The 20022-nt window shown below is 58.8% G+C and carries 20 protein-coding genes; 12 read left to right on the plus strand and 8 right to left on the minus strand.

The window, feature by feature from the left end:
* Positions 1-64: 64 nt before the first annotated feature.
* Positions 65-790: an SDR family oxidoreductase gene (locus RSE16_00135; protein WRH75924.1), complete on the plus strand. Its 726-nt coding sequence runs from the start codon at positions 65-67 to the stop codon at positions 788-790.
* The gene (locus tag RSE16_00140) at positions 790-1389 is read left to right on the plus strand and encodes a 2-hydroxychromene-2-carboxylate isomerase (GenBank protein WRH75925.1); all 600 of its coding nucleotides are present in this window, start codon (positions 790-792) and stop codon (positions 1387-1389) included. Before RSE16_00135 ends, RSE16_00140 begins: the two co-directional genes overlap by 1 nt.
* Positions 1390-1407: 18 nt before the next feature.
* Here the strand turns inward: RSE16_00140 and RSE16_00145 are convergent, their stop codons facing one another.
* A complete protein-coding gene (locus RSE16_00145; protein WRH75926.1) occupies positions 1408-1752 on the minus strand; it encodes an energy transducer TonB in 345 nt (114 codons plus the stop codon).
* Between the two features lie 66 nt (positions 1753-1818).
* Between RSE16_00145 and murA the strand changes: the two genes are divergently transcribed.
* Both murA and RSE16_00155 read left to right on the plus strand, forming a co-directional pair.
* Complete coding sequence (gene murA / locus RSE16_00150; GenBank protein ID WRH75927.1) at positions 1819-3102, plus strand: UDP-N-acetylglucosamine 1-carboxyvinyltransferase; 1284 nt, start codon at positions 1819-1821, stop codon at positions 3100-3102.
* An 82-nt stretch (positions 3103-3184) separates the two neighbouring features.
* Positions 3185-3841, plus strand: a complete 657-nt coding sequence (locus RSE16_00155) for a PAS domain-containing protein (protein WRH75928.1) — start codon at positions 3185-3187, stop codon at positions 3839-3841.
* 310 nt (positions 3842-4151) lie between these two features.
* Here RSE16_00155 and RSE16_00160 read toward each other — a convergent pair whose 3' ends face one another.
* The 5 genes from RSE16_00160 to RSE16_00180 all read right to left on the minus strand — a co-directional run bounded on the left by RSE16_00160 (position 4152) and on the right by RSE16_00180 (position 9472).
* Positions 4152-4400, minus strand: a complete 249-nt coding sequence (locus RSE16_00160) for a ribbon-helix-helix domain-containing protein (protein ID WRH75929.1) — start codon at positions 4398-4400, stop codon at positions 4152-4154.
* On the minus strand, positions 4400-5122 hold the full coding sequence (gene phbB, locus RSE16_00165) for an acetoacetyl-CoA reductase (protein ID WRH75930.1): 723 nt from the start codon (positions 5120-5122) through the stop codon (positions 4400-4402). Before phbB ends, RSE16_00160 begins: the two co-directional genes overlap by 1 nt.
* Positions 5123-5215: 93 nt before the next feature.
* Positions 5216-6211: a ferrochelatase gene (hemH, locus tag RSE16_00170; GenBank protein WRH75931.1), complete on the minus strand. Its 996-nt coding sequence runs from the start codon at positions 6209-6211 to the stop codon at positions 5216-5218.
* A 16-nt stretch (positions 6212-6227) separates the two neighbouring features.
* Positions 6228-8498 carry a molybdopterin cofactor-binding domain-containing protein gene (locus RSE16_00175; GenBank protein WRH75932.1) on the minus strand — a complete coding sequence of 757 codons (2271 nt, stop codon included), beginning with the start codon at positions 8496-8498 and terminating at the stop codon, positions 6228-6230.
* On the minus strand, positions 8495-9472 hold the full coding sequence (locus RSE16_00180) for an Mrp/NBP35 family ATP-binding protein (protein WRH75933.1): 978 nt from the start codon (positions 9470-9472) through the stop codon (positions 8495-8497). Before RSE16_00180 ends, RSE16_00175 begins: the two co-directional genes overlap by 4 nt.
* 30 nt (positions 9473-9502) lie before the next feature.
* Between RSE16_00180 and hflK the strand changes: the two genes are divergently transcribed.
* The 5 genes from hflK to RSE16_00205 all read left to right on the plus strand — a co-directional run bounded on the left by hflK (position 9503) and on the right by RSE16_00205 (position 15483).
* The gene (gene hflK, locus RSE16_00185; protein ID WRH75934.1) at positions 9503-10675 is read left to right on the plus strand and encodes an FtsH protease activity modulator HflK; all 1173 of its coding nucleotides are present in this window, start codon (positions 9503-9505) and stop codon (positions 10673-10675) included.
* The gene (locus RSE16_00190; protein WRH75935.1) at positions 10672-11529 is read left to right on the plus strand and encodes a protease modulator HflC; all 858 of its coding nucleotides are present in this window, start codon (positions 10672-10674) and stop codon (positions 11527-11529) included. Before hflK ends, RSE16_00190 begins: the two co-directional genes overlap by 4 nt.
* Positions 11530-11664: 135 nt before the next feature.
* Positions 11665-13173, plus strand: a complete 1509-nt coding sequence (locus tag RSE16_00195; protein WRH75936.1) for a trypsin-like peptidase domain-containing protein — start codon at positions 11665-11667, stop codon at positions 13171-13173.
* Positions 13174-13260: 87 nt separating this feature from the next.
* Positions 13261-14469 carry a M20 family metallopeptidase gene (locus RSE16_00200; GenBank protein WRH75937.1) on the plus strand — a complete coding sequence of 403 codons (1209 nt, stop codon included), beginning with the start codon at positions 13261-13263 and terminating at the stop codon, positions 14467-14469.
* Positions 14470-14577: 108 nt separating this feature from the next.
* Complete coding sequence (locus RSE16_00205) at positions 14578-15483, plus strand: DUF808 domain-containing protein (GenBank protein ID WRH75938.1); 906 nt, start codon at positions 14578-14580, stop codon at positions 15481-15483.
* Here RSE16_00205 and nadB read toward each other — a convergent pair.
* Positions 15480-17069, minus strand: a complete 1590-nt coding sequence (gene nadB / locus RSE16_00210; GenBank protein WRH75939.1) for an L-aspartate oxidase — start codon at positions 17067-17069, stop codon at positions 15480-15482. The two genes, RSE16_00205 and nadB, sit on opposite strands and share 4 nt — an antisense overlap.
* 198 nt (positions 17070-17267) lie before the next feature.
* Here nadB and RSE16_00215 point away from each other — a divergent pair, with 198 nt between their 5' ends.
* Positions 17268-17945, plus strand: coding sequence for an OmpW family outer membrane protein (locus tag RSE16_00215; GenBank protein ID WRH75940.1), 678 nt, complete (start codon positions 17268-17270; stop codon positions 17943-17945).
* 30 nt (positions 17946-17975) lie between these two features.
* On the opposite strand, the gene RSE16_00220 is transcribed toward RSE16_00215, so the two are convergent.
* On the minus strand, positions 17976-18899 hold the full coding sequence (locus RSE16_00220) for an ABC transporter ATP-binding protein (protein ID WRH75941.1): 924 nt from the start codon (positions 18897-18899) through the stop codon (positions 17976-17978).
* 371 nt (positions 18900-19270) lie between these two features.
* On the opposite strand from RSE16_00220, the gene RSE16_00225 reads away from it, so the two are divergent.
* Entirely contained in the window at positions 19271-19771 is a 501-nt protein-coding gene (locus tag RSE16_00225; protein ID WRH75942.1) for a DUF4402 domain-containing protein, read from the plus strand.
* Between the two features lie 44 nt (positions 19772-19815).
* Positions 19816-20019, plus strand: coding sequence for a zinc-finger domain-containing protein (locus RSE16_00230; protein ID WRH75943.1), 204 nt, complete (start codon positions 19816-19818; stop codon positions 20017-20019).
* Positions 20020-20022 lie beyond the last annotated feature (3 nt).

The raw sequence follows: 20022 nt of genomic DNA on the forward strand, positions 1-20022 counted from the left end.
ATCGCTATCATTTGCAAATTAGGCGCTGGCAAGCGATTAAGTGGGCAAGGGAGAATAGGGTTTGATGACAGCAGCTTTGATCATCGGTGCAGGCGACGCCACCGGCGGGGCGATAGCACGGGCCTTTGCAGCGGAGGGTTACATCGCTTGCGTCAACCGCCGACCCCGCCATGCCGACAAGTTGGAGGCGCTGGCGGCATCGATCCGCGATAGCGGACATGAGGCGAAGGCTTTCCCGGCCGACGCACGCGATGAGGATGCAATGATCACATTGGTCGAAACAGTAGAACGCGAAGCCGGGCCGATCGATGTTGCCGTGTTCAACATCGGCGCCAATGTGCGCTTTGCCGTTACAGATACCAGTGCGCAGGTGTATCGCAAGGTCTGGGAAATGGCGACCTTTGCCGGTTTCCTGATGGGCCGCGAAGTGGCGAAGCGCATGGCGGAGCGGCAGCGCGGGACCATCATCTTCACAGGCGCGACCGCCAGCCTGCGTGGCGGAGACGGTTTCTCGGCCTTCTCTGGTGCGAAAGCGGCGCTACGGATGCTGGCACAATCCATGGCGCGCGAATTGGGACCACAGGGCATCCATGTCGCCCATGTCGTGATTGACGGCGGGATCGACACGGAGTTTGTCCGCGGGTTACGCCCCGATTTCGAGGAGGCAAAGGCCCACGACCTTGTGCTATCCCCCGATGCGATAGCCGCGCAATATGTGATGCTGCACAAACAACATCGTAGCGCATGGACGCATGAACTCGACCTGCGCCCTTGGGGAGAGAAATTCTGATGACAAAAACCTTTGAATTCCTGTTCGATTTCGGCGGACCAAATAGCTATCTTGCCCATAAGGTGCTGCCTGAATTCTGCGCCGGGCATGGCGCTGAGGCCATCTATGTGCCCGTGCTTCTGGGCGGACTGTTCAAGATCACCAACAATCAGGCCCCGCTTATTCGTTATGCCGAAACCCCGGCAAAGCGCAATTACGAGATGCTCGAGTTTGATCGTTTTGTAAAAGCACACAAAATCCCGTTCACAATGAACGCCCACTTCCCCATCAACTCCCTGCACCTGATGCGCGGTGCGGTCGCGGCCCGGCATCTGGGCTGCTTCATGCCCTATGTGGAGGCTGTAATGGCTGCCATGTGGGAGAAAGGAGCGAACATGGGCGATGCGGACATCGTGCGCGCAACCTTAGACGAAGCGGGGCTAGACAGCGCGGCGATTCTGCTCAAGGCCGACGACGCGGAAGTTAAGGCAGAGCTGGTCGCGAACACAGAAAAGGCAGCAGAGCGCGGGGCCTTTGGCGTACCGACATTCTTTGTCGGCGACGAAATTTTCTGGGGCAAGGAGAGATTGAGCCAAGTAGCCGACGCTTTGGTCGGCTAACCGACCGGGATCCTCCGCTCACTCTACGATCCGGAATTCCGCTTTGCGCGTAAACCGGCGATCGCTGCCGTCGGGGACGGGGGGAAAGCCGGCCAAACGAATGGCGCTTTGGCAAGCAGCACGGTCGAGATCAACGTGGCCGCTGCTGCTCGTGATAGCGCAGGATTTCGGTCTACCGTCCGCTCCGACAGTTAGCGCAAGGACAACCGTTCCCTGACGTCCTTCGCGCAAGGCCCGGACAGGATAATCAACCGTGATTAATTCTACGGCAGGAGCGGCCTCAGCCCCGTCGACTGCTACGGCATTGCAAGGCGTGACGACTTGAAGGGCCGCGCATAATCCATACAGAAAACATGGTTTCATGGCGTCGATTCCTGCTCCTGCATTAGTCTGGCTTGCCTCCGCACACAATGCCGCTAAATACGGGCGATGGATAAAATCATCATTCGCGGCGGCAATCAGCTCAGAGGCAAAATCCCGATTTCAGGCGCAAAAAACAGTGCTTTGACACTGCTTCCCTGTGCGCTGCTGACCGACGAGCCGCTGACGTTGCGCAACCTTCCCCGACTTGCCGATATTGATGGCTTTCAGCATCTGCTGAACCAATTTGGTATTTCTACCACCATAGCCGGATCGCGCCCCGAGGATTTCGGGCGGGTGATGACGCTGGAAGCGCCCCGGATTACTTCCTCTGTCGCACCCTATGAGCTGGTGCGTAAGATGCGCGCATCGATTCTCGTCCTTGGTCCGATGCTCGCACGGATGGGGGAAGCGACGGTATCACTGCCTGGCGGCTGTGCGATCGGCAACAGACCAATCGACCTGCACCTGAAGGCACTGGAAGCCTTTGGCGCAGAGATTGAACTGGCCTCAGGCTATGTGAAGGCGACGGCACCGGGCAGCGGCCTGCCGGGCGGCAGCTACACATTTCCGGTTGTGTCAGTGGGTGCCACCGAAAATGCCTTGATGGCCGCAGTGCTCGCCAAGGGCACCTGCATCCTCCACAATGCCGCGCGCGAGCCTGAAATCGTTGATCTGTGCAATCTGCTGGTTGCTATGGGTGCGCATATCGAAGGCATCGGCAGTTCGGACCTGATCATCCATGGCAGGGACAGGCTGCATGGCGCCACTTATCGGGTGATGAGCGACCGTATCGAAGCCGGCAGCTATGCCTGCGCGGTTGCCACCACAGGCGGCGAAGTCGAGCTGGTCGGGGCAAATGAACCGGAAATGCAGGCCACCGTCGACGCCCTGCGCGCTGCAGGCGTTTCAGTTGAAGCGATCGCCGGCGGATTGAAAGTTGCCGCCGAAGGCAGGCTGAAGCCGCTGACAATCTCGACCGCGCCCTATCCGGGCTTTGCCACCGACATGCAGGCGCAGTTCATGGCGATGCTATGCATGGCCGATGGTGCCAGCGTGCTGACCGAAACAATCTTTGAAAACCGCTATATGCACGTTCCCGAACTCAACCGGATGGGCGCTCATATAGAGACCAAGGGTCGAACCGCGATCGTCCATGGTGTGCAGAAACTTACCGGAGCGCCGGTGATGGCGACCGACCTGCGTGCGTCGATGAGCCTGATCATCGCCGGCCTGATTGCCGAGGGCGAAACGCAGGTGCAGCGCATTTATCACCTGGATCGCGGCTATGAACGCCTAGAGGAAAAGCTGCAACTGGCGGGCGCAGATATCGAACGCGTTGGTGCAGATTGAGGCGGCCTAGGAGTATCCAATTGTAAACGAAAAATTCGGACTACAGTAAAAACCCTGTATTCCGCTTGCCAAGTGGCGCCGAATGTTCCATTTTCCCCGCGAAGGGAATCTGAATATCATGCACATGCGCGTAGCGAGCCGGAAGCGGCACCCGGTTCTGGATTCGATCCAACACAGCCCCATTGCGACAGTTGTCAGCGACCCCAAGCAGGAAGATAACCCGCTGATCGCGGTCAATCAGGCGTTTCTCGACCTAACCGGCTACGATGCCGATGAGGTTTTGGGACGCAACTGCCGGTTTCTGCGCGGCGCCGATACTGAAACTGGTCAGACTGAACGGCTGCGCCAAGCCATTCAGGAGCGTCGATCCACACTCGCCGAGCTGGTCAATTACCGCAAGGACGGCTCTCCCTTTCGCAACGCCGTGGTAATTGCGCCACTGTTCGATGATGCAGGGCGTGTAGAGTATTTCGTCGGATCACAGATCGAAGTCGTCCATGACGAAGAGAGCATCGCGGTTGTGAGGCAGCAGGAGGCAGCGCGCATTGTCGAGCGACTGTCACCGCGCCAGCGCGAAATCCTGAGACACATGGCTCAAGGTTTCCGCACCAAGCAGATCGCCTATATGCTCTCGCTGAGCGAGAAGACCGTGCAGATGCATCGGATGCTGATGTTCAAGAAATTGTCGACGTCAAATGCGGCCGATGCCGTGCGCATTGCGGTCGAAGCGGGTCTCTAAATTACCCTATAGGAGAAATCCGGTAGGAAATTGCCGGTATTGGCCTTCGTTGCAAACTGGCTAGAATCTGCTCCTAACGATGCGGTTCAAGCAATTGTGTTCGGATAAACAGCGGGCCCTCCCTCCCTCATTCCGCTCCCATCCGAAGCTGGCCTTCCCCCCCCCGAAGGGCCAGCAACCGGCTATGAACTTATTCCGGTGGACTGAACTAATTGCTCGGCCGCGTCGTTACCGAACGCTACAAGCTGTTCCATTTCATCCTTCGGGTCGCGTCTTGTGCCGCAATTGCCATATGGCAGTGCGGCACTTTTTATTCGGCGCTACCGCGCAACCTTTCAACCAGCCAGATCCGGATCGCACCTGCCAGTCCAGAAGGCGTCGGCGACGCAAGCCGTTGATTGTCGATTTCGCCCACCAGAGTACTAACTGGCATACCCTGTTCGGCAGCCGCCTCTACCAGCATCTCCCAGAAAAGCGGTTCCAGACTGATTGAGGTCTGGTGACCTGCAATTGTAATGCTCCGCTTAACTGGCGGATGATATGGCGGATTTAGGGCCATCAATACATATGCTGGCCACCGTTGATCGACAGCGTCGATCCGGTGATGAAACTGGCATTGTCGCTGGTAAGAAATTCGACGCCGCGGGCGATTTCCTCTGGCTGGCCCAATCGGCCGACAGGAATTTGCGCGACAATTTTTTCCATCACATTGTCAGGGATGGTCGAGAGCATTTCGGTCGCAATATAGCCTGGAGCGATGGCATTGGCTGTCACACCAAAGCGCGCGCCTTCCATGGCGAGCGATTTGGTAAAACCGTGAATGCCGGATTTGGCGGCTGCGTAGTTAACCTGGCCGATCTGGCCGCCCTGCCCGTTGACTGAGCCGACATTGACGATCCGGCCCCAGCTGCGCGTGCGCATATTGGGAAAGCAGGCCTTTGCCATGTTGAAGCAGCCCGTAAGGTCGATCCGGATGACTTCGTCCCACTGTTCAAAGGTCATTTTCATGATCGTCGCATCGCGAGTGATACCCGCATTATTGACGAGGATATCGATTGGACCGAACTGCTCTTCAATCTCTGCACAGGCATCAAGGCAGGCCTGATGATCGCCCACATCCCATTTCCGCACATCGATGCCGGTACGAGCCGAAAAAGCACGAGCGGCTTCGTCATTACCGCCATAATTGGCGATAACATGGCGGCCCTTTTCCTTCAGCTTCAGGCTTATCGCTTCACCAATCCCGCGGGTCCCGCCGGTTACAACCGCAATACGCGTCATTTAATCCACTCCTGCCCTTTGCCTCCAGATAGCAAAGGCATAGTTGGAGTCGGGAATAGCGACAAGTTGCCGTAAACGTCAGCGCATTGTCATTCAAAGCCAGCCGGAAAGCTCACGCCGAACAAGCGTTTCGAGCATGTCCATGCCCGGCTCGCCATCATTAAGGCACGGGATATAGGCATAGCGCTCACCGCCAGCCTCCTCGAACTGCTCCTGCCCTTGCATCGCCAGTTCCTCGAGCGTTTCGAGGCAGTCGACCGAGAAGCCCGGAGCAAAGATTGCAACCTTTTTGCGTCCCTCATGCGCCAGCCGCTCAAGCGTGGCGTCGGTGGACGGTTCGAGCCATTTTGCACGGCCAAAACGCGATTGGAAAGCGATGGTCAGCGGCCGGCCGACAGCCTCTGCCAACAGCCGGGCCGATTTCTGGCAATGGCAATGATAGGGATCGCCCAGATGCAGCGTGCGATCCGGCATGCCATGGAAACTTGCGATGATTTCTTCCGGTTCGAAATCGAGCGCCGCCAGCCCTTCGCGCAGTGATTGCGCCACCGCCTCAATATAAGCCGGATCATCATGATAGGCAGGCAGCGTGCGAATGGCGGGCTGCCAGCGCATTGCCGCAAGCGTGCGGCCAACTTCGTCGATCACCGTTGCGGTGGTTGCACCCGAATATTGCGGATAAAGCGGCGCAACCAAGATGCGGTTGCAGCCATCGGCCTTCATCGCGTGCAACTGCCGTTCGATCGAAGGTTCGCCGTAACGCATCGCATAGCGAACGTCGGCGTCGGGCAGTCTTTGCTGCAGCTTTTCGGCCTGCGCCTTGCTGTAGACAGCCAGCGGCGAGCCATCGTCCATCCAGACCTTGGCGTAATTGGCGGCCGATTTGCGGGGCCTGACATTGAGGATAATCCCACGCAGGATCGGCTGCCAGATAAGCGCAGGGATTTCCACAACGCGCCGGTCCGAAAGAAATTGCTTCAAATAGCGGCGCACGGCTGAAGGCGTCGGCGCTTCGGGCGTGCCCAGATTGACAAGCAGCACGCCGACCTTGGGCGTTTTTACGGAAGGGTGATTTTGGGGGAGGTTCATAACAGCGCGATAGCCTTCACAGCCCGCGCGACAATAAGGGCAATTCCCTCAATTTGATCCCTGCTGCAGAAAAAAGCGCATTGGATATGGCGGGCGCAACTGCGGGCACGCCCAATTCGCTGACACCGCCAGGTTCTTCGTCATTGCGCAGAAATTCGATTTCAATCTCGGGAATGTCCGACAATATCGGCAGATCAAGGTCGCGCAGACGCCGCGCCACCGGCAAGCCATTTTCATAATCGGTAGCCGAACCAAGCGCCTGCGCAAGGCCGAACACGATACCGCCCTCGATCTGCTGGCGCGCAAGCTCGGGGTTGATCAGCCGACCGCAATCGACGCAGGCCGATATGCGATCGACGCGAACACCATTTTCGTCGGTGCGCGCAGACGCGATCACGGCGATGTGGCTGCCATACATGGAATGACATGCAATGCCCTTGCCGCTGGCTTCGGCACCACCATCCCAACCCGCCAGCGCCGCAACGCCTGTAAGACATCGGGCCAGTCGCGTCTGCCCGACTAACATCTGCATGCGGAACGACAAAGGCTCCAACCCCGCAGCAGCGGCCAGTTCGTTGATGAAACTTTCAACGAAAAAGGCGGTGTAGCTATGCGCATTACCGCGCCACAGGCCAGTAGGAAGTGGCAGGTCTACGGGGAAATGATCGATGCTGAGATTGGGGATCGCATAAGGCGGGAAGGCCCCGTCAATCGCAAGTGGATCATGTTCACCGGCGACCTCTTTCAACGCTTCAACCGGGCTTGCGCCGCGCAGACGCTCCACCTGTTCGCGCGCCATTGGCGGCACGGCGATACGGACCGCCATTCCGGCAATCCTTCCCGCCATATCTAGCGAAGCCGTCATCCGGGCCATGGCAGGCGGACGAACATGATCGCGCATGAAGTCTTCGGGGCGCGACCAGATCAGTTGCACCGGCCGACCGACATGTTTGGCCAGCACGGCAACCTGCGCCGCTATCTGCGAATCAAGATTCCGCCCGAAACTACCGCCTGCCTGCATCTGGATCAGCGCAACATCATCTGCATCGATCCCGATAGCCTTGGCGGCAGCGATGCGTGCCGCCTGCGGTGCCTGCGTCGCCAGCCATAGTGTAAGCCGTCCTTGCGCAAATTGGGCAGTCGCACTGCGCGTTTCGATGGGAGCATGCAGCGCCGGCTGCACCGAAAACTGGCTACGATAAACGCGCGTACCCGCCGATTTTTCAAGCGTGGCGTCGACCGAGCCGATTTCAACAAAGCGCGCGCCAGGCCCCTTGTCGAGCGCACGTTCAAGCTGATTGTTGATTGATGCGGTCTCCGGCTTACGTCCGGTAGTGGCAAACACCGGTGCCATGGAGTCGAGCGCCTTGTTCGCCGCCCACCAGTTGGTACCAAGCGCCGCAACCCAATGGTCGGTGCGCACCACATCAACCAGCCCCTTGATCCCAATAGCGCCGTCGCGGTCAATCTCCTTGAGCACCGTGTCGCCGATTGGCCCTGCGCGCACCGATGCATAGAGCATGTCGGGCAGGCGAATGTCGCCCGCGAAATTGGCACTGCCATCGACCTTGGCCGCAGCATCCAGCCGGATCGCCTCTTTGCCCGAAATCGCGTTTGCGGCAAAAGGACGCAGCGGAACCGGGCTGGGAACGTCCATTCCCGCAGCATCTGCCACCAGTTCGGCAAAGGCAATTTTGCGTTTGCCGAAAGTGACAAAACCAGCTTCGGTTTCGCAGCTTTCCCAATCGGTATCCCAACGTTCAGCCGCCGCCATGCAAAGCACCGCCCGCGCGGCGGCACCAGCGATGCGGCACGGCCGTTCAAACTGGCGGATCGAGGTTGACCCTGCCGTGATCATGAAATTGTTGCGTGTCACCCATTCATCGCCCGGCGCATCAAGCCAGCGTTCGTCGCTGATCGCGCCCATTGCGGCAGGAACGAAGGCCGACCGCCATTCGCGCACAAATAATTCATTGGCGAAGACAGGGCTGGGCAAAGCTGGCTCAACGGCGACCGACCGCCAATCAGCACCCAGTTCGCCCGCGATGATTTGCGCCAGCGCAGTATAGCTACCCTGCCCCATTTCGGCTTGAGGGATCGCGACCGTGACACGCCCGTCCTCCCCGATCTTCAGCCATGGGCCGAAGAGATGCTCACCCTTTTCGGCAACCATAGTGGGAAGGTAGCGGCGCGGCCAAACGGCCCAGCCGACCAGCAGGCCAACGCCAACGCCGCCGCCAATCAGCAGGTTGCGCCGGTTGAGCTGCAGGGGCTTCGCGTCGCTCATCCCTTTTGCCCTGATCCCCCGTCAAACCATGCAGACAATTTGCGACCGATATCGCCAAAAGCCTGGGCCACCACATCATCGCACAGTGCAGGCGGGGTGCCGGCATCGCTGGCAAGTCGAACCGCAATATCGAGCGGAATCCGGCCAAGGAAGGGAATACCCATTTCCGCGGCAGCCGCCTCCGCACCGCCGCGACCGAAAGGATCACTGATCTCGCCGCAATGCGGGCAGATATAGCCGGCCATATTTTCGACCAGACCGATGATCGGCACCTTCGCTTGGTTGAAAAAACTGATGGCGCGGGTGGCATCCATCAAGGCTAGGTCTTGGGGCGTCGAAACAATCAACGCGCCTGCTGGTCGATGCTTTTGAATCATCGAAAGTTGAATGTCGCCGGTACCAGGCGGCATATCGACCACAATTTCGCGAACCGCGCCCCAATGCGCATCGACCAGTTGCGACAGCGCCTGCCCTGCCATCGGGCCGCGCCATGCAATTGCCTGACCGGGGGCGGCCAATTGCCCCATGGACAGAAACGGAACCCCGCCTGCGCCTGTCACCGGGTGCATTTTCTTGTCTTCAGCCTCTGGCTTGATGCCTTCAACGCCCAGTAGGCGCGGTTGCGATGGACCATAGATATCGGCATCAACAAGCCCGACGGCACGACCTTGCCGGCGCATTGCAACGGCAAGATTGGTCGAAAGCGTCGATTTGCCGACCCCACCTTTGCCGCTAGCAATGGCGATCAGGCGCGGCACGATACGCTCTGCTGTCTGCAACAGCTTTACCGGCGCGCCCGGTGCAGCCGCATTTGCCGCGGCTTCGACCGACTGCGCCAGCGCATCACGCGCGCCAACGTCCAGTCCGGACACGTCCAGCATCAGCAAAACCGTGCCGTCTTTTTCCCTGATGCCACTCGCGCGGCCTTGTGCAACCGCTGCGATGGCCTCTGTAACTTTACCAATATCAATCATGAAATTCCGAATAGAATCAGATTGTCGGGAATGACACTGTTTTTCTTGAAACGCCGTTCCTATATGTCGGCAATGATGAAAAACGAGGATGGCGCGACGCCGCAGGCGTCGCATAACGAAGGCAAGGGACCATGGGATCTTCCCGGTTCGGGCAAGGGCGGCAGAAAGCCGGCTGAACCTGTGTCGAATGAACCCGAAAATGGCCCGGACGACAAAGGCAAGACGGCCAATCCGTGGGAACCGCAAAATGCGTCGTCAGGACGTCCGCGTGGTCCCTCGCTTGAGGAACTTTTCCGTCGCCCCGGCGGCGGCGGTTGGGGTGGCCTTCCGCCCCGTGCCAATGGCAAAAGCTGGTGGCCGATGATCGCCGGCGGCCTTGCCGTCATCTGGCTGGCATGGACCAGCATCCATCGCATCGGCCCTGAACAAGAGGGCGTGGTTACCTTTTTCGGCAGCTATTCACGTACTGTGGCACCCGGTATCGCGCTGACCCTGCCTGCGCCTATCGAGCGACTGGAAAAGGTCGACACCCAGCAGATCAGAACCACATCAATCGGTTCGGTTCGCGCGAACAGCGAAAATCTCGTCCTGACCCGCGACCAAAATCTGGTCGACATGGCCTATGACGTCCGCTGGTCGATCCGCGATCCCGAACTATACCTGTTCCAACTCGACCAGCCCGAAACCAGCGTGCAGGAAGTAGCGGAAAGCGCAATGCGCGCGGCCGTCGCCAATTTTGACCTGATCCAGGCCATTGGCGGCAGCCGTTCGGAAATCGAGGCACAGGTGCGCCAGCGCATGCAGGCGATTTTCGATGAATATCGCTCGGGCGTTTTCGTCCAGAGCATCTCGATCCGTGAATCCGATCCGCCGGCAGAGGTCAATGAGGCCTTCCGCGAAGTAAACGCCGCGCAGCAGCGCCGCGAAAGCTATCTCAACGAAGCCCGAGCCTATTCAAGCCGAGTGACCGAGCTTGCGCGCGGTGAAACCGCCGAGTTCGACAAGATTTACGAAGAATATCGTCAAGCACCCGAAGTGACCCGCCGCCGGCTCTATTATGAAACCATGGAGCAGGTGCTCGGCAAGGTAGACAAGACAATCGTCGAGACCGGCGGCGTCACGCCTTACCTGCCGCTTCCAGCGCTCGAACGGCGCGCCAATCCGACCACTGACACCGTTACTGTCACAGGGAAAAAGCAATGAACCGGCCCTTCCTGCAAAATCCTTTCGCAATGAGCCTTGCGGGGCTGGGTGTCCTTGTCTTGCTGGGCATGTCGGTTTCGGTCGTTCCTGAAACGCAGCAGGCCATCGTCAGCAGCTATGGCAAACCGCTGCGCGTCGTGAACGCCTATAAACCGAAGCAGCAGTTCGGCGAGCGGGCCACAGGTCTTGTGTTCCGCATCCCCTTCATCGAACAAATTCAGTATATCGACAAACGCGTGTTGAGCGTCGAGATGGAGCGGCAGGAGGTGCTATCCACCGACCAGTTGCGCCTGCAGGTCGATGCCTTTGCCCGTTTTCGCGTGACCAAGCCGGTGCTCATGTACACCACGATCCGCAGCGAAGATCGGTTGCGTGATCAGCTGCGCACGATCCTTGGTTCGTCGCTACGCAACGAGCTGGGCCGCACCACCTTTGCCACTATGCTCAGCCCCGAACGCGGCCAAGTGATGGACCGGGTGCAGACGGCATTGAACCGCGAAGCACGTAAATATGGGGCAGAGATTATCGACGTGCGTATCAAGCGCGCCGACTTGCCCGATGGCGCCCCGCTGAAATCGGCTTTCGAACGGATGCGCAGTGCGCGTCAGCAGGAAGCAATCGCAATTGACGCCGAGGGCCAAAAGGAAGCGCAGATCATCCGCGCCAATGCTGAGGCAGAGGCCGCGCGTATCTACGCCACCAGCTATAACAAGGATCCCGGATTCTACGATTTCTACCGGTCGATGCAGTCCTATCGCCGCACCTTTGCTCAGGATGGCGAAAATGTCGGCAAGACCAATATCGTGCTGTCACCGAACAACGAATTCCTGCGCAACTTTCGCGACGGGCGTTGATGAATAGTCGTTTGTCGAAGCGCATAGACGGTTCGACAAGGTGGCAATCGGCAATTTGGGCCTATTCAATTGCTGTTCATTATTTGCCCGCAAGGGCTTTGGGGAAATTTCCGGGATCATCCGGACAGGGTTTGAATGAGAGGAAATGATATCGTGCGTTACGCTTATGGAGTGACTGCCCTCTTGCTGCTGTCAGGCAGCGCATACGCGCTTTCCACGGGTGATGCAGGACCGGTAACGGCGCAAGGCCCCGTGGCCATCGCGCAATCGAGCCTGGCCCCGCGCGGCGCGCCAGGCAGCTTTGCCGATCTGGTTGAACGGCTGCAGCCAGCGGTTGTGAACATCGCGACCAAGCAAAAGGTGCAGGTCGCCACCAGCTTCAACCCCTTTACCGGCGAACGCCGCCCGGTAACGCAGGAACAGCAGAGCGGTGGTTCGGGCTTCATCATTTCCTCTGACGGTTATATTGTCACGAACAACCATGTCATCGCCGGCGGGCCTGCAGGCGAAGCCGTTGATACGGTGACGGTGACGCTGTTCGACGGTAAGGAATATACCGCAAAGATCGTCGGCCGCGATCCGACCTCGGATGTTGCTTTGATCAAGATCGACGCAACAAACCTGCCTTATGTCGAAATGGAAAGTTCACAGAAGAATCGCGTCGGTGACTGGGTGATCGCGATCGGCAACCCGCTCGGTCTTAACAGTTCGGTGACAGCTGGCATCATTTCGGCGCTCCAGCGCAATATCGGTGCAGGCGGTGCCTATGACCGCTTCATCCAAACCGACACCGCGATCAACCCCGGCAATAGCGGCGGCCCTCTGTTCAACCTGCAGGGCAAAGTAATCGGGATCAACAACCGCCTGATCTCGCCCGTTGGCGCGAATATCGGCGTCGGCTTTGCCATCCCTGCCGAAGAAGCGCTTCCTGTGATCGAATCGCTGCGTAAGGGCGTGCGCCCCGAGCGTGGCTATCTGGGGATCGGTATCCAGCAGGTCGGACCCGACATGGCAGACGCCCTGGGGATCGACAAAAACCGCGGCGAATTCGTGACCCGTACTGTCCCTGGCGAAGCTGCCGACAAGGCGGGATTGAAGGAGGGCGATATCGTCCTCAAGGTCAACGGTCAGGATGTTACCCCAGACAACACGCTTTCCTACATTGTCGCCAACATCAAGCCGGGCACGAACATCCCGCTGGAGATCTTGCGCGAAGGCAAACCGATGCGGCTGAACGCCACTGTAGGCACCCGTCCGCCGGAGGAAAAGCTGGCACAGAGCACCTTTGATCCTGACGAGAACAAGGATTTCGACAATGGTGGCGACAACGGCGATGCAAAAATCATTCGCGACGCCATCGGTGCCAGCGTGATTCCCCTCAGCCCCGATATCGCACGCCAGTTGGGCATGGATGCCAGCATGAAGGGCGTGGTCATTGATATTCCGGGAACAGGTTCGGCAGCGCAGGCCGGTATTCGCCGGGGCGATGTGATCGTTTCGGTCAATTATCGCGGCGTGGCATCGCCTGCCCAATTCGCAAGCGCGATTGGCGAGGCGAAAAAAGCCGGACGCAGCGCCGTGCTGCTCGGCGTCAAGCGCCGCGGCGCTCCGACGCAATATGCGACCGTGCGTCTGGAAGATTGATAGGACTTCAAGCTCCCCTCCCGTGCCATGCGGGAGGGGGCATTTAAGGCGCTACCCTTGCGTTGCAGCAAGTGCTAGCAAGCAGCCATGACGCTGAATGACTCACTCTGGCGTGACAACGCCGACGCTATCCTGCCCGACCTGATTGAACTGCGCCGCGCGATCCATCGCGAGCCTGAACTCGGTCTGCAAAACCCGAAAACGCTGGCCAAGATCAAGGACGCCCTCGCTGGTCTGCCGCTCGAATTTCGGGAAGGCCCATCGACCACCGGCCTGCTGGCCGTGCTGAAAGGGCCGAGCAACGGGCGCACCGTGCTGCTGCGCGGCGATATGGATGCGCTGCCGCTGCATGAAGACACCGGCCTCGATTTCTCGTCCGAAACGGCAGGCGCGATGCACGCCTGCGGGCATGACACACATGTCGCAATGCTGGTGGGCGCGGCCAAGATGCTCTGCGCGCGTAAGGACGAACTGGCCGGTACAGTCTATTTCATGTTTCAGCCGGGCGAAGAGGGCCATCATGGCGCACGCTTCATGCTCGACGACGGACTAATCGATCCGCTGCCTGACGCGGCTTTTGCCCTCCACATCATGCCCAACGCGCCGCATGGCATCTTCACCGGCCGTGCCGGCCCCCTGCTGGCATCGTCCGACGTCCTGTCGATCAAGGTCAAGGGCGCGGGCGGGCACGCCTCGATGCCACATGACGCGACCGACCCAATCCCCGTCGCCTGCGAAATCGTTTCGGCTATCCAGTCGATGGTAACGCGCAAAATTTCGGTCTTCGATCCCGCAGTCATCACCATTGCCAAGATCGAAGCGGGCACAACCAACAACATCATTCCTGAAACCGCTTCGATGCTCGGCACGATCCGCACCTTGTCGCCCAAGCGCAGGGCGATGGTCGCCGAAGAGTTGCACCGCCTTATCCCCGCCATTGCTGCCGCCCATGGCTGTTCGGCAGAGGTGCATATCGAACAAGGCTTCCCGGTCACAATCTGCGACAATCATGCTGTCCGTTTTGGCCAGCAGGTGGTTGAGGCGCAGTTTGGGACCGAGAGCTGGATGTCGCTCGATCATCCCATCATGGGCGCGGAAGACTTCGCCTATGTGCTCGAAAAGGTACCGGGCGCTATGTTCTTCCTCGGCGCCAGCCATGAAGGCGATGACTGGCGTTCCTGCTGCGGCCTCCATTCAAACCGCATGGTCCTCGACGAACGTGTGATGGCAAAGGGCGCCGCGCTCCATGCCGCGCTTGCAGAGCGCTTCCTGGCAGAAGGGTTTGACGGCAACTAGTCGGGCTGCGGCTGCATAGCGCTCTGTCACGTTGGCGGCGATGCGCTATCGACAAGCGTTCGGTCAGGCGGCTAACAAAAGTCTCAATCCTAAAGAAGAGGTTATACGATGCCTTCAGGCCTTGCTGCGCTGCTCGACGATATTGCCACTATTGCCAAGGTGGCGTCCGCATCGATCGATGATGTCGCAGCGGCTGCAGGCAAGGCCAGCAGCAAGGCTGCCGGGGTAGTGATCGACGATACTGCGGTTACGCCGCAATATGTGACAGGCTTTACCCCGGACCGCGAACTGCCAATCATCTGGCGGATCGCAAAGGGATCATTGTTCAACAAGATCGTCATCATCCTGCCGGTCGCATTGCTGCTGAGTTTCTTTCTGCCACAGGCGATCACGCCGCTATTAATGGCCGGCGGGGCGTTTCTCTGTTTCGAAGGTGCCGAAAAGGTCCTCGAAAAACTGATGCCGCATGAGCAAGAAACGCTGGCAGAGGAACTTGCCGAGGTCTGCGACAAGACACATGAGGAGACAATGGTGAAGGGCGCGGTGCGCACCGACTTCATCCTTTCGGCGGAAATCATGGCAATCGCCCTCAACGAGGTGAAAGGCCTTGCTGAAACCTCAATCTGGCTGGAGGCCGGCGTTCTGGTAGTGGTCGCCATCGGCATCACCATCGCGGTTTATGGCGTGGTCGGGCTGATCGTGAAAATGGACGATATCGGCTTGCACATGGCAAAGCGCGAAAATGGCGCATCGCAGGCGATTGGCCGAGGTCTCGTCAGGGCCATGCCGAAACTGATGTCCTTCCTCTCGATCGTCGGCACCGCTGCAATGCTCTGGGTCGGTGGGCAGATCATCGTCCACGGCTTTGGCCTGCATCCCGCAGACTGGGTGGGCCTGCACGAAGGTGCCGCTGCATGGATTGCCGACGCGACGATTTCGGGCGTCATCGGCCTTGCCATCGGCGCGGTGATTGTCGGCATCCACCATATGTGGGTGGCGCGCAAAAGGGCCTAGGGCACCAGCACGGTATCTTTGGGCGCAGGTAGCGCCTCAGGAAAATCAAGTGTATAGTGCAACCCGCGGCTTTCCTTGCGGGTCAGTGCACAGCGGATGATCAGATCGGCCACCTCGACAAGGTTGCGCAACTCGATGAGGTCGGGTGTCACGCGGAAGTGGCTGTAATAATCCTCGACCTCCTGCCTCAACAGGTCGATCCGGTGCTTGGCCCGCTCCAGCCTTTTGGTGGTGCGCACGATGCCGACAAAGTTCCACATGAATTGGCGGATTTCCCGCCAGCACTGGGCGATCACCACTTCTTCATCGCTGTCGGTCACACGGCTTTCATCCCATGGCCGGATCGGCGGAGGCGGCGGCAGGCTGTCCCAATTGGCATCAATATGGCGTGCGCAGGAATCGCCGAATACGAAACATTCAAGGAGCGAATTGGACGCAAGGCGGTTTGCACCATGCAGGCCTGATTGGGTGACCTCGCCCGCGGCATAAAGCCCCGGCGCATCGGTGCAGCCGTTCAGATCAACCAGCACGCCGCCACAGGTGTAATGCTGCGCCGGCACAACCGGTATCGGTTCCTTGGTGATGTCGATGCCCAGACCCATCAGCTTTTCATAAATGTTGGGGAAATGCGCTTTCACGAAGTCCGCCGGTTTGTGGCTGATATCCAGATGGACATAATCTAGGCCGTCGCGCTTGATTTCGGCATCATTGGCACGCGCAACAATATCGCGCGGGGCAAGTTCGGCACGCGGATCATAATCAGGCATGTAGCGATGCCCGGTTTTGGGGTTTTTCAATATCCCGCCTTCGCCGCGCACAGCCTCGGTAATCAGGAAATTCTTGATCTCCAGATTGTAGAGGCAGGTCGGATGGAACTGCATCATTTCCATGTTCGACGCACGGCATCCTGCGCGCCACGCCATGGCGATGCCGTCACCGGTCGCTCCGCGTGGTGCAGTTGAATAAAGATAGGTCCGCCCTGCCCCGCCGCTAGCAAGGATTGTCGCGCGCGCAGTGAAGGTTTCAACCAGGCCCGTCGCACGATTCAATGCATAGACGCCATGAATGCGCCCGCTTGTCGAAAAGCGAAGCTGGTGGCGCCCCAATATCAGGTCAATCGCGACCATATCGGGAATGAGAGTGATGTTGGGATTGGCATGCGCGGCAGCTTCCAGCGCCTGCTGCACCGCCCAACCAGTAGCGTCATCCACATGCACGATCCGCCGGTGGCTATGTCCGCCTTCGCGGGTCAGATGCCAGTCGCCCTTATCTGGGCCGTCAAGATTGAAAGGCACGCCGAGTTTTGCCAGCCGGTCGATTGCCTCAGGCGCATTTTCGACAACAAATTCGACGGTCGCACGGTTGTTCAGACCGCCACCGGCGATCATCGTATCCTCAATATGACTTTCAAAGGTGTCGCCGGGTTCAAGTACAGCGGCGATACCGCCCTGGGCCCAGGCGGTTGCACCGTCGGACAACGCGCCCTTGGCCAAAACCGCCACCTTGTATTTCTGGGCAAGTTGCAGCGCAGCGGTCAGTCCGGCCGCGCCCGAACCAATGATGAGGATGTCGGATTTATGTGCCACCTCTTTTCCCTGTGCTTTTGCATACGCGCTGTCAATTCCCGTGATTCCCGATCACACATAGGCAAAAGCCCGTAGAGTCAGAGGGTTGAACATCGGGGACTGCATCCCCAATTGCGACGAGGGATGAAACAGGGATGCATGGCCGGCAGGGCTGCATCCTGTACTGCCGGCTCAAGGACCAGATGGAGCTAGCTCATCATGAAAACTACCACAAAAATGTTGGCAATGGCCGCTTTCGCGACCATGGCCGCGTCTCCCGCATTAGCCGAAGACCCGCAGGGCAAAATTCAGGTCAAGGCTTTTGCAACGCTGGTTGATCCCAGCGCCAAGATCACAAAGGTTAACACTGACCGCATCGGGCTTGCGGCAGGTTCCCAGACCAAGGCCGACACCAATGTGACGCCGACGGTTGCCATTGAATATTTCCTGACGCCCAATGTGTCCGTCGAGACAATCGCCGGCGTCACCCAACATGATGTTGTTGGCGCAGGCGCACTGGCCGGGGCAAGGCTGGTTTCCAACGCCAACATCATTCCTGCAACTGTCACCGCAAAATATCATCTTGACCTTGGCGGCGGGTTCAAACCCTATCTGGGCGCAGGACCAAGCTATTTCATCATTTTCGGTGAGGAGCCGGATGCGACCGCACGCACGCTGGGCGCAACGCGTGTCGACCTTTCGAACGAACTCGGTCTTGCGCTGCAGGGTGGTATCGATTTTGCCCTCGACGATAGCGGCCTTGGCCTGTCGCTCGATGCAAAGCGGTATTTCATGAACACAACCGCCCGCTTTTTTGCTGGCAACGCTCTGGCGCTCAGCACCAAGCATGAACTTGACCCCTGGGTCGTCAGCGCCGGTATCAGCTACCGCTTCTGAATGGGTGTCCCTTCCCTTCGGGGAAGGGGCCTATTCGGCCGATCCGCTGGTGAGGCTGAGGAACACATCCTCAAGATCGGCCTCCTTGGTGGTCACATCTATGATGCCCAGGCCCAGGCCTTGAACGGCTGCAAGCACCTCTCCCGCGTTCATGCGGTCCTTGTTATAGGTGATCTCTATCGTACGGTCGGCGATCCGTTCCACCTTTTCAAATGCAGGATGCGCAGGCACGGTATCAATATCGCGGTCAAGGGTCAGGAGAACGGCTTTCTCGCGCGCCATTCCCACCAGTTCGCGCGTCGGCTTATCCGCAATCAACCGGCCATGGTTGATGATCGCGATCCGGTCGCACAATTGCTCCGCCTCTTCGAGATAATGGGTGGTCAGAACGACGGTGGTGCCACCCTTGTTCAATTCGACCACATAATCCCACAATTGCTGGCGCAACTCGATATCGACCCCGGCGGTCGGTTCGTCGAGCACAATTACCGGCGGCGAATGCACCATTGCCTTTGCCACCAGCAACCGCCGCTTCATCCCGCCTGAAAGCGTGCGGGCATAGGCATTGGCCTTATCTTCCAGCCTTACCGCCCGCAACAACTCCATCGAGCGCCGCTTGGCCTTAGGCACGCCATAAAGGCCCGCATAAAGTTCCAGTGTCTCAAACGGCGTGAAAAAGGGGTCGAACATGATTTCCTGAGGCACAATGCCGATAGATGCCTTTGCATTGCGCGGGTTGGCATCGATATCGAAACCCCAGATGCTCGCCGTGCCGGCGCTTTTCTGCACCATGCCGGCAAGGATATTGATCAGCGTAGATTTACCCGCACCATTGGGACCAAGCAGGCCGAATATCGACCCGCGCTGAACATCGAAACTGACGCCATCTAGCGCCTGTTTCCCAGAGGCATAGGTTTTGCAAAGATCGCGGATCGAAATAGCTGCATCATTCATAGACACAAATCGATAGCCGAGCCTGTCAGGCCGCGCAATGCAAGGCTGTGTTGCAACCGGTTAAGCTGCGTTAACCGTAAACACTAAGCCAATGTTGCAGCCCGGTGTGACAGACACTGTCCATGAGCGGGGCAAATAAAGTTCTTCTGGCTGTACGATTCGTGCGAGCGAGCAGTTGGCTGTCTGCCAAGGATAAGGCACGCCCGTCTGCATTCCGGAAGCTCGCTGCATACATCCCGGCCGTGCAAGGCCCAAAGCAATCCGGAAAGACGGGCAACCGCAAATTTACTGTCCATTTACAGCTTCTTGCTAAAAGCTGTGGAATGGGATGTCGCTCCACATATATTGCGCGCTTTGCGACTTGGGCTGCAGTGTCGCTGACCTGTATCGGCTTCGTGACGCCTGCACATGCAGATGCCGAACGCACCCAATCACAAGTTGGCGTGGTCACGCGGCTCAGCTTCATCCAAACGGAAGAACTCAGTTTCGGCCAGATCTTCGCCAGCAATGCCAGTGGCACCATTACAGTCGCCCCCAGTGGCGTGCGATCACGCACAGGCGGCGTCACATTGACCGGCAACACACATCATACTGCCATTTTTGCCGGTTTCGGTCAGCCAAACCAGCGCGTCCAGATCTCGCTGGGCAGCAACAGCATTTTCCTGACAGGCCCGGGAACGCGGATGCGGGCGCACACATTTGTCATTGGTAGCACACCGACCGCCGTGCTTACGACGACGCCGCGCGTCTTTCGTATTGCCACGCCCAGCGGCGGCTTTGCCTTTCCAGTCGGTGCAACGCTTGACGTCAATGCCAACCAGGCGCCCGGCACATATCGCGGCACTTGGACCATTACGCTGAATTACCAGTAAACTCGCCCGTTGCGGGGCACGCCGCGCTTTGCTAACGGCCGCGGATGACCCAAGCTCCTGAAACTCTTTTCGTCCGCACCCGCCGCATCGCCTGCGATGGCAGCGGTGATAGTGTGCCCGCAGCGCTCGGCCACCCGCGCGTGTGGCTGGAAATCGACGAAAGCGGCTATGTCGAATGCGGTTATTGCGACCGCCGTTTCGTGCTGGTCGGCGGCCCGGCGGACAAGGGCGAAGCGAAGACAGGCTGAACA

It is taken from the genome of Sphingobium sp. (genome assembly GCA_035196065.1).
In the GTDB taxonomy this organism is placed as follows: Bacteria; Pseudomonadota; Alphaproteobacteria; order Sphingomonadales; family Sphingomonadaceae; genus Sphingorhabdus_B; species Sphingorhabdus_B rara.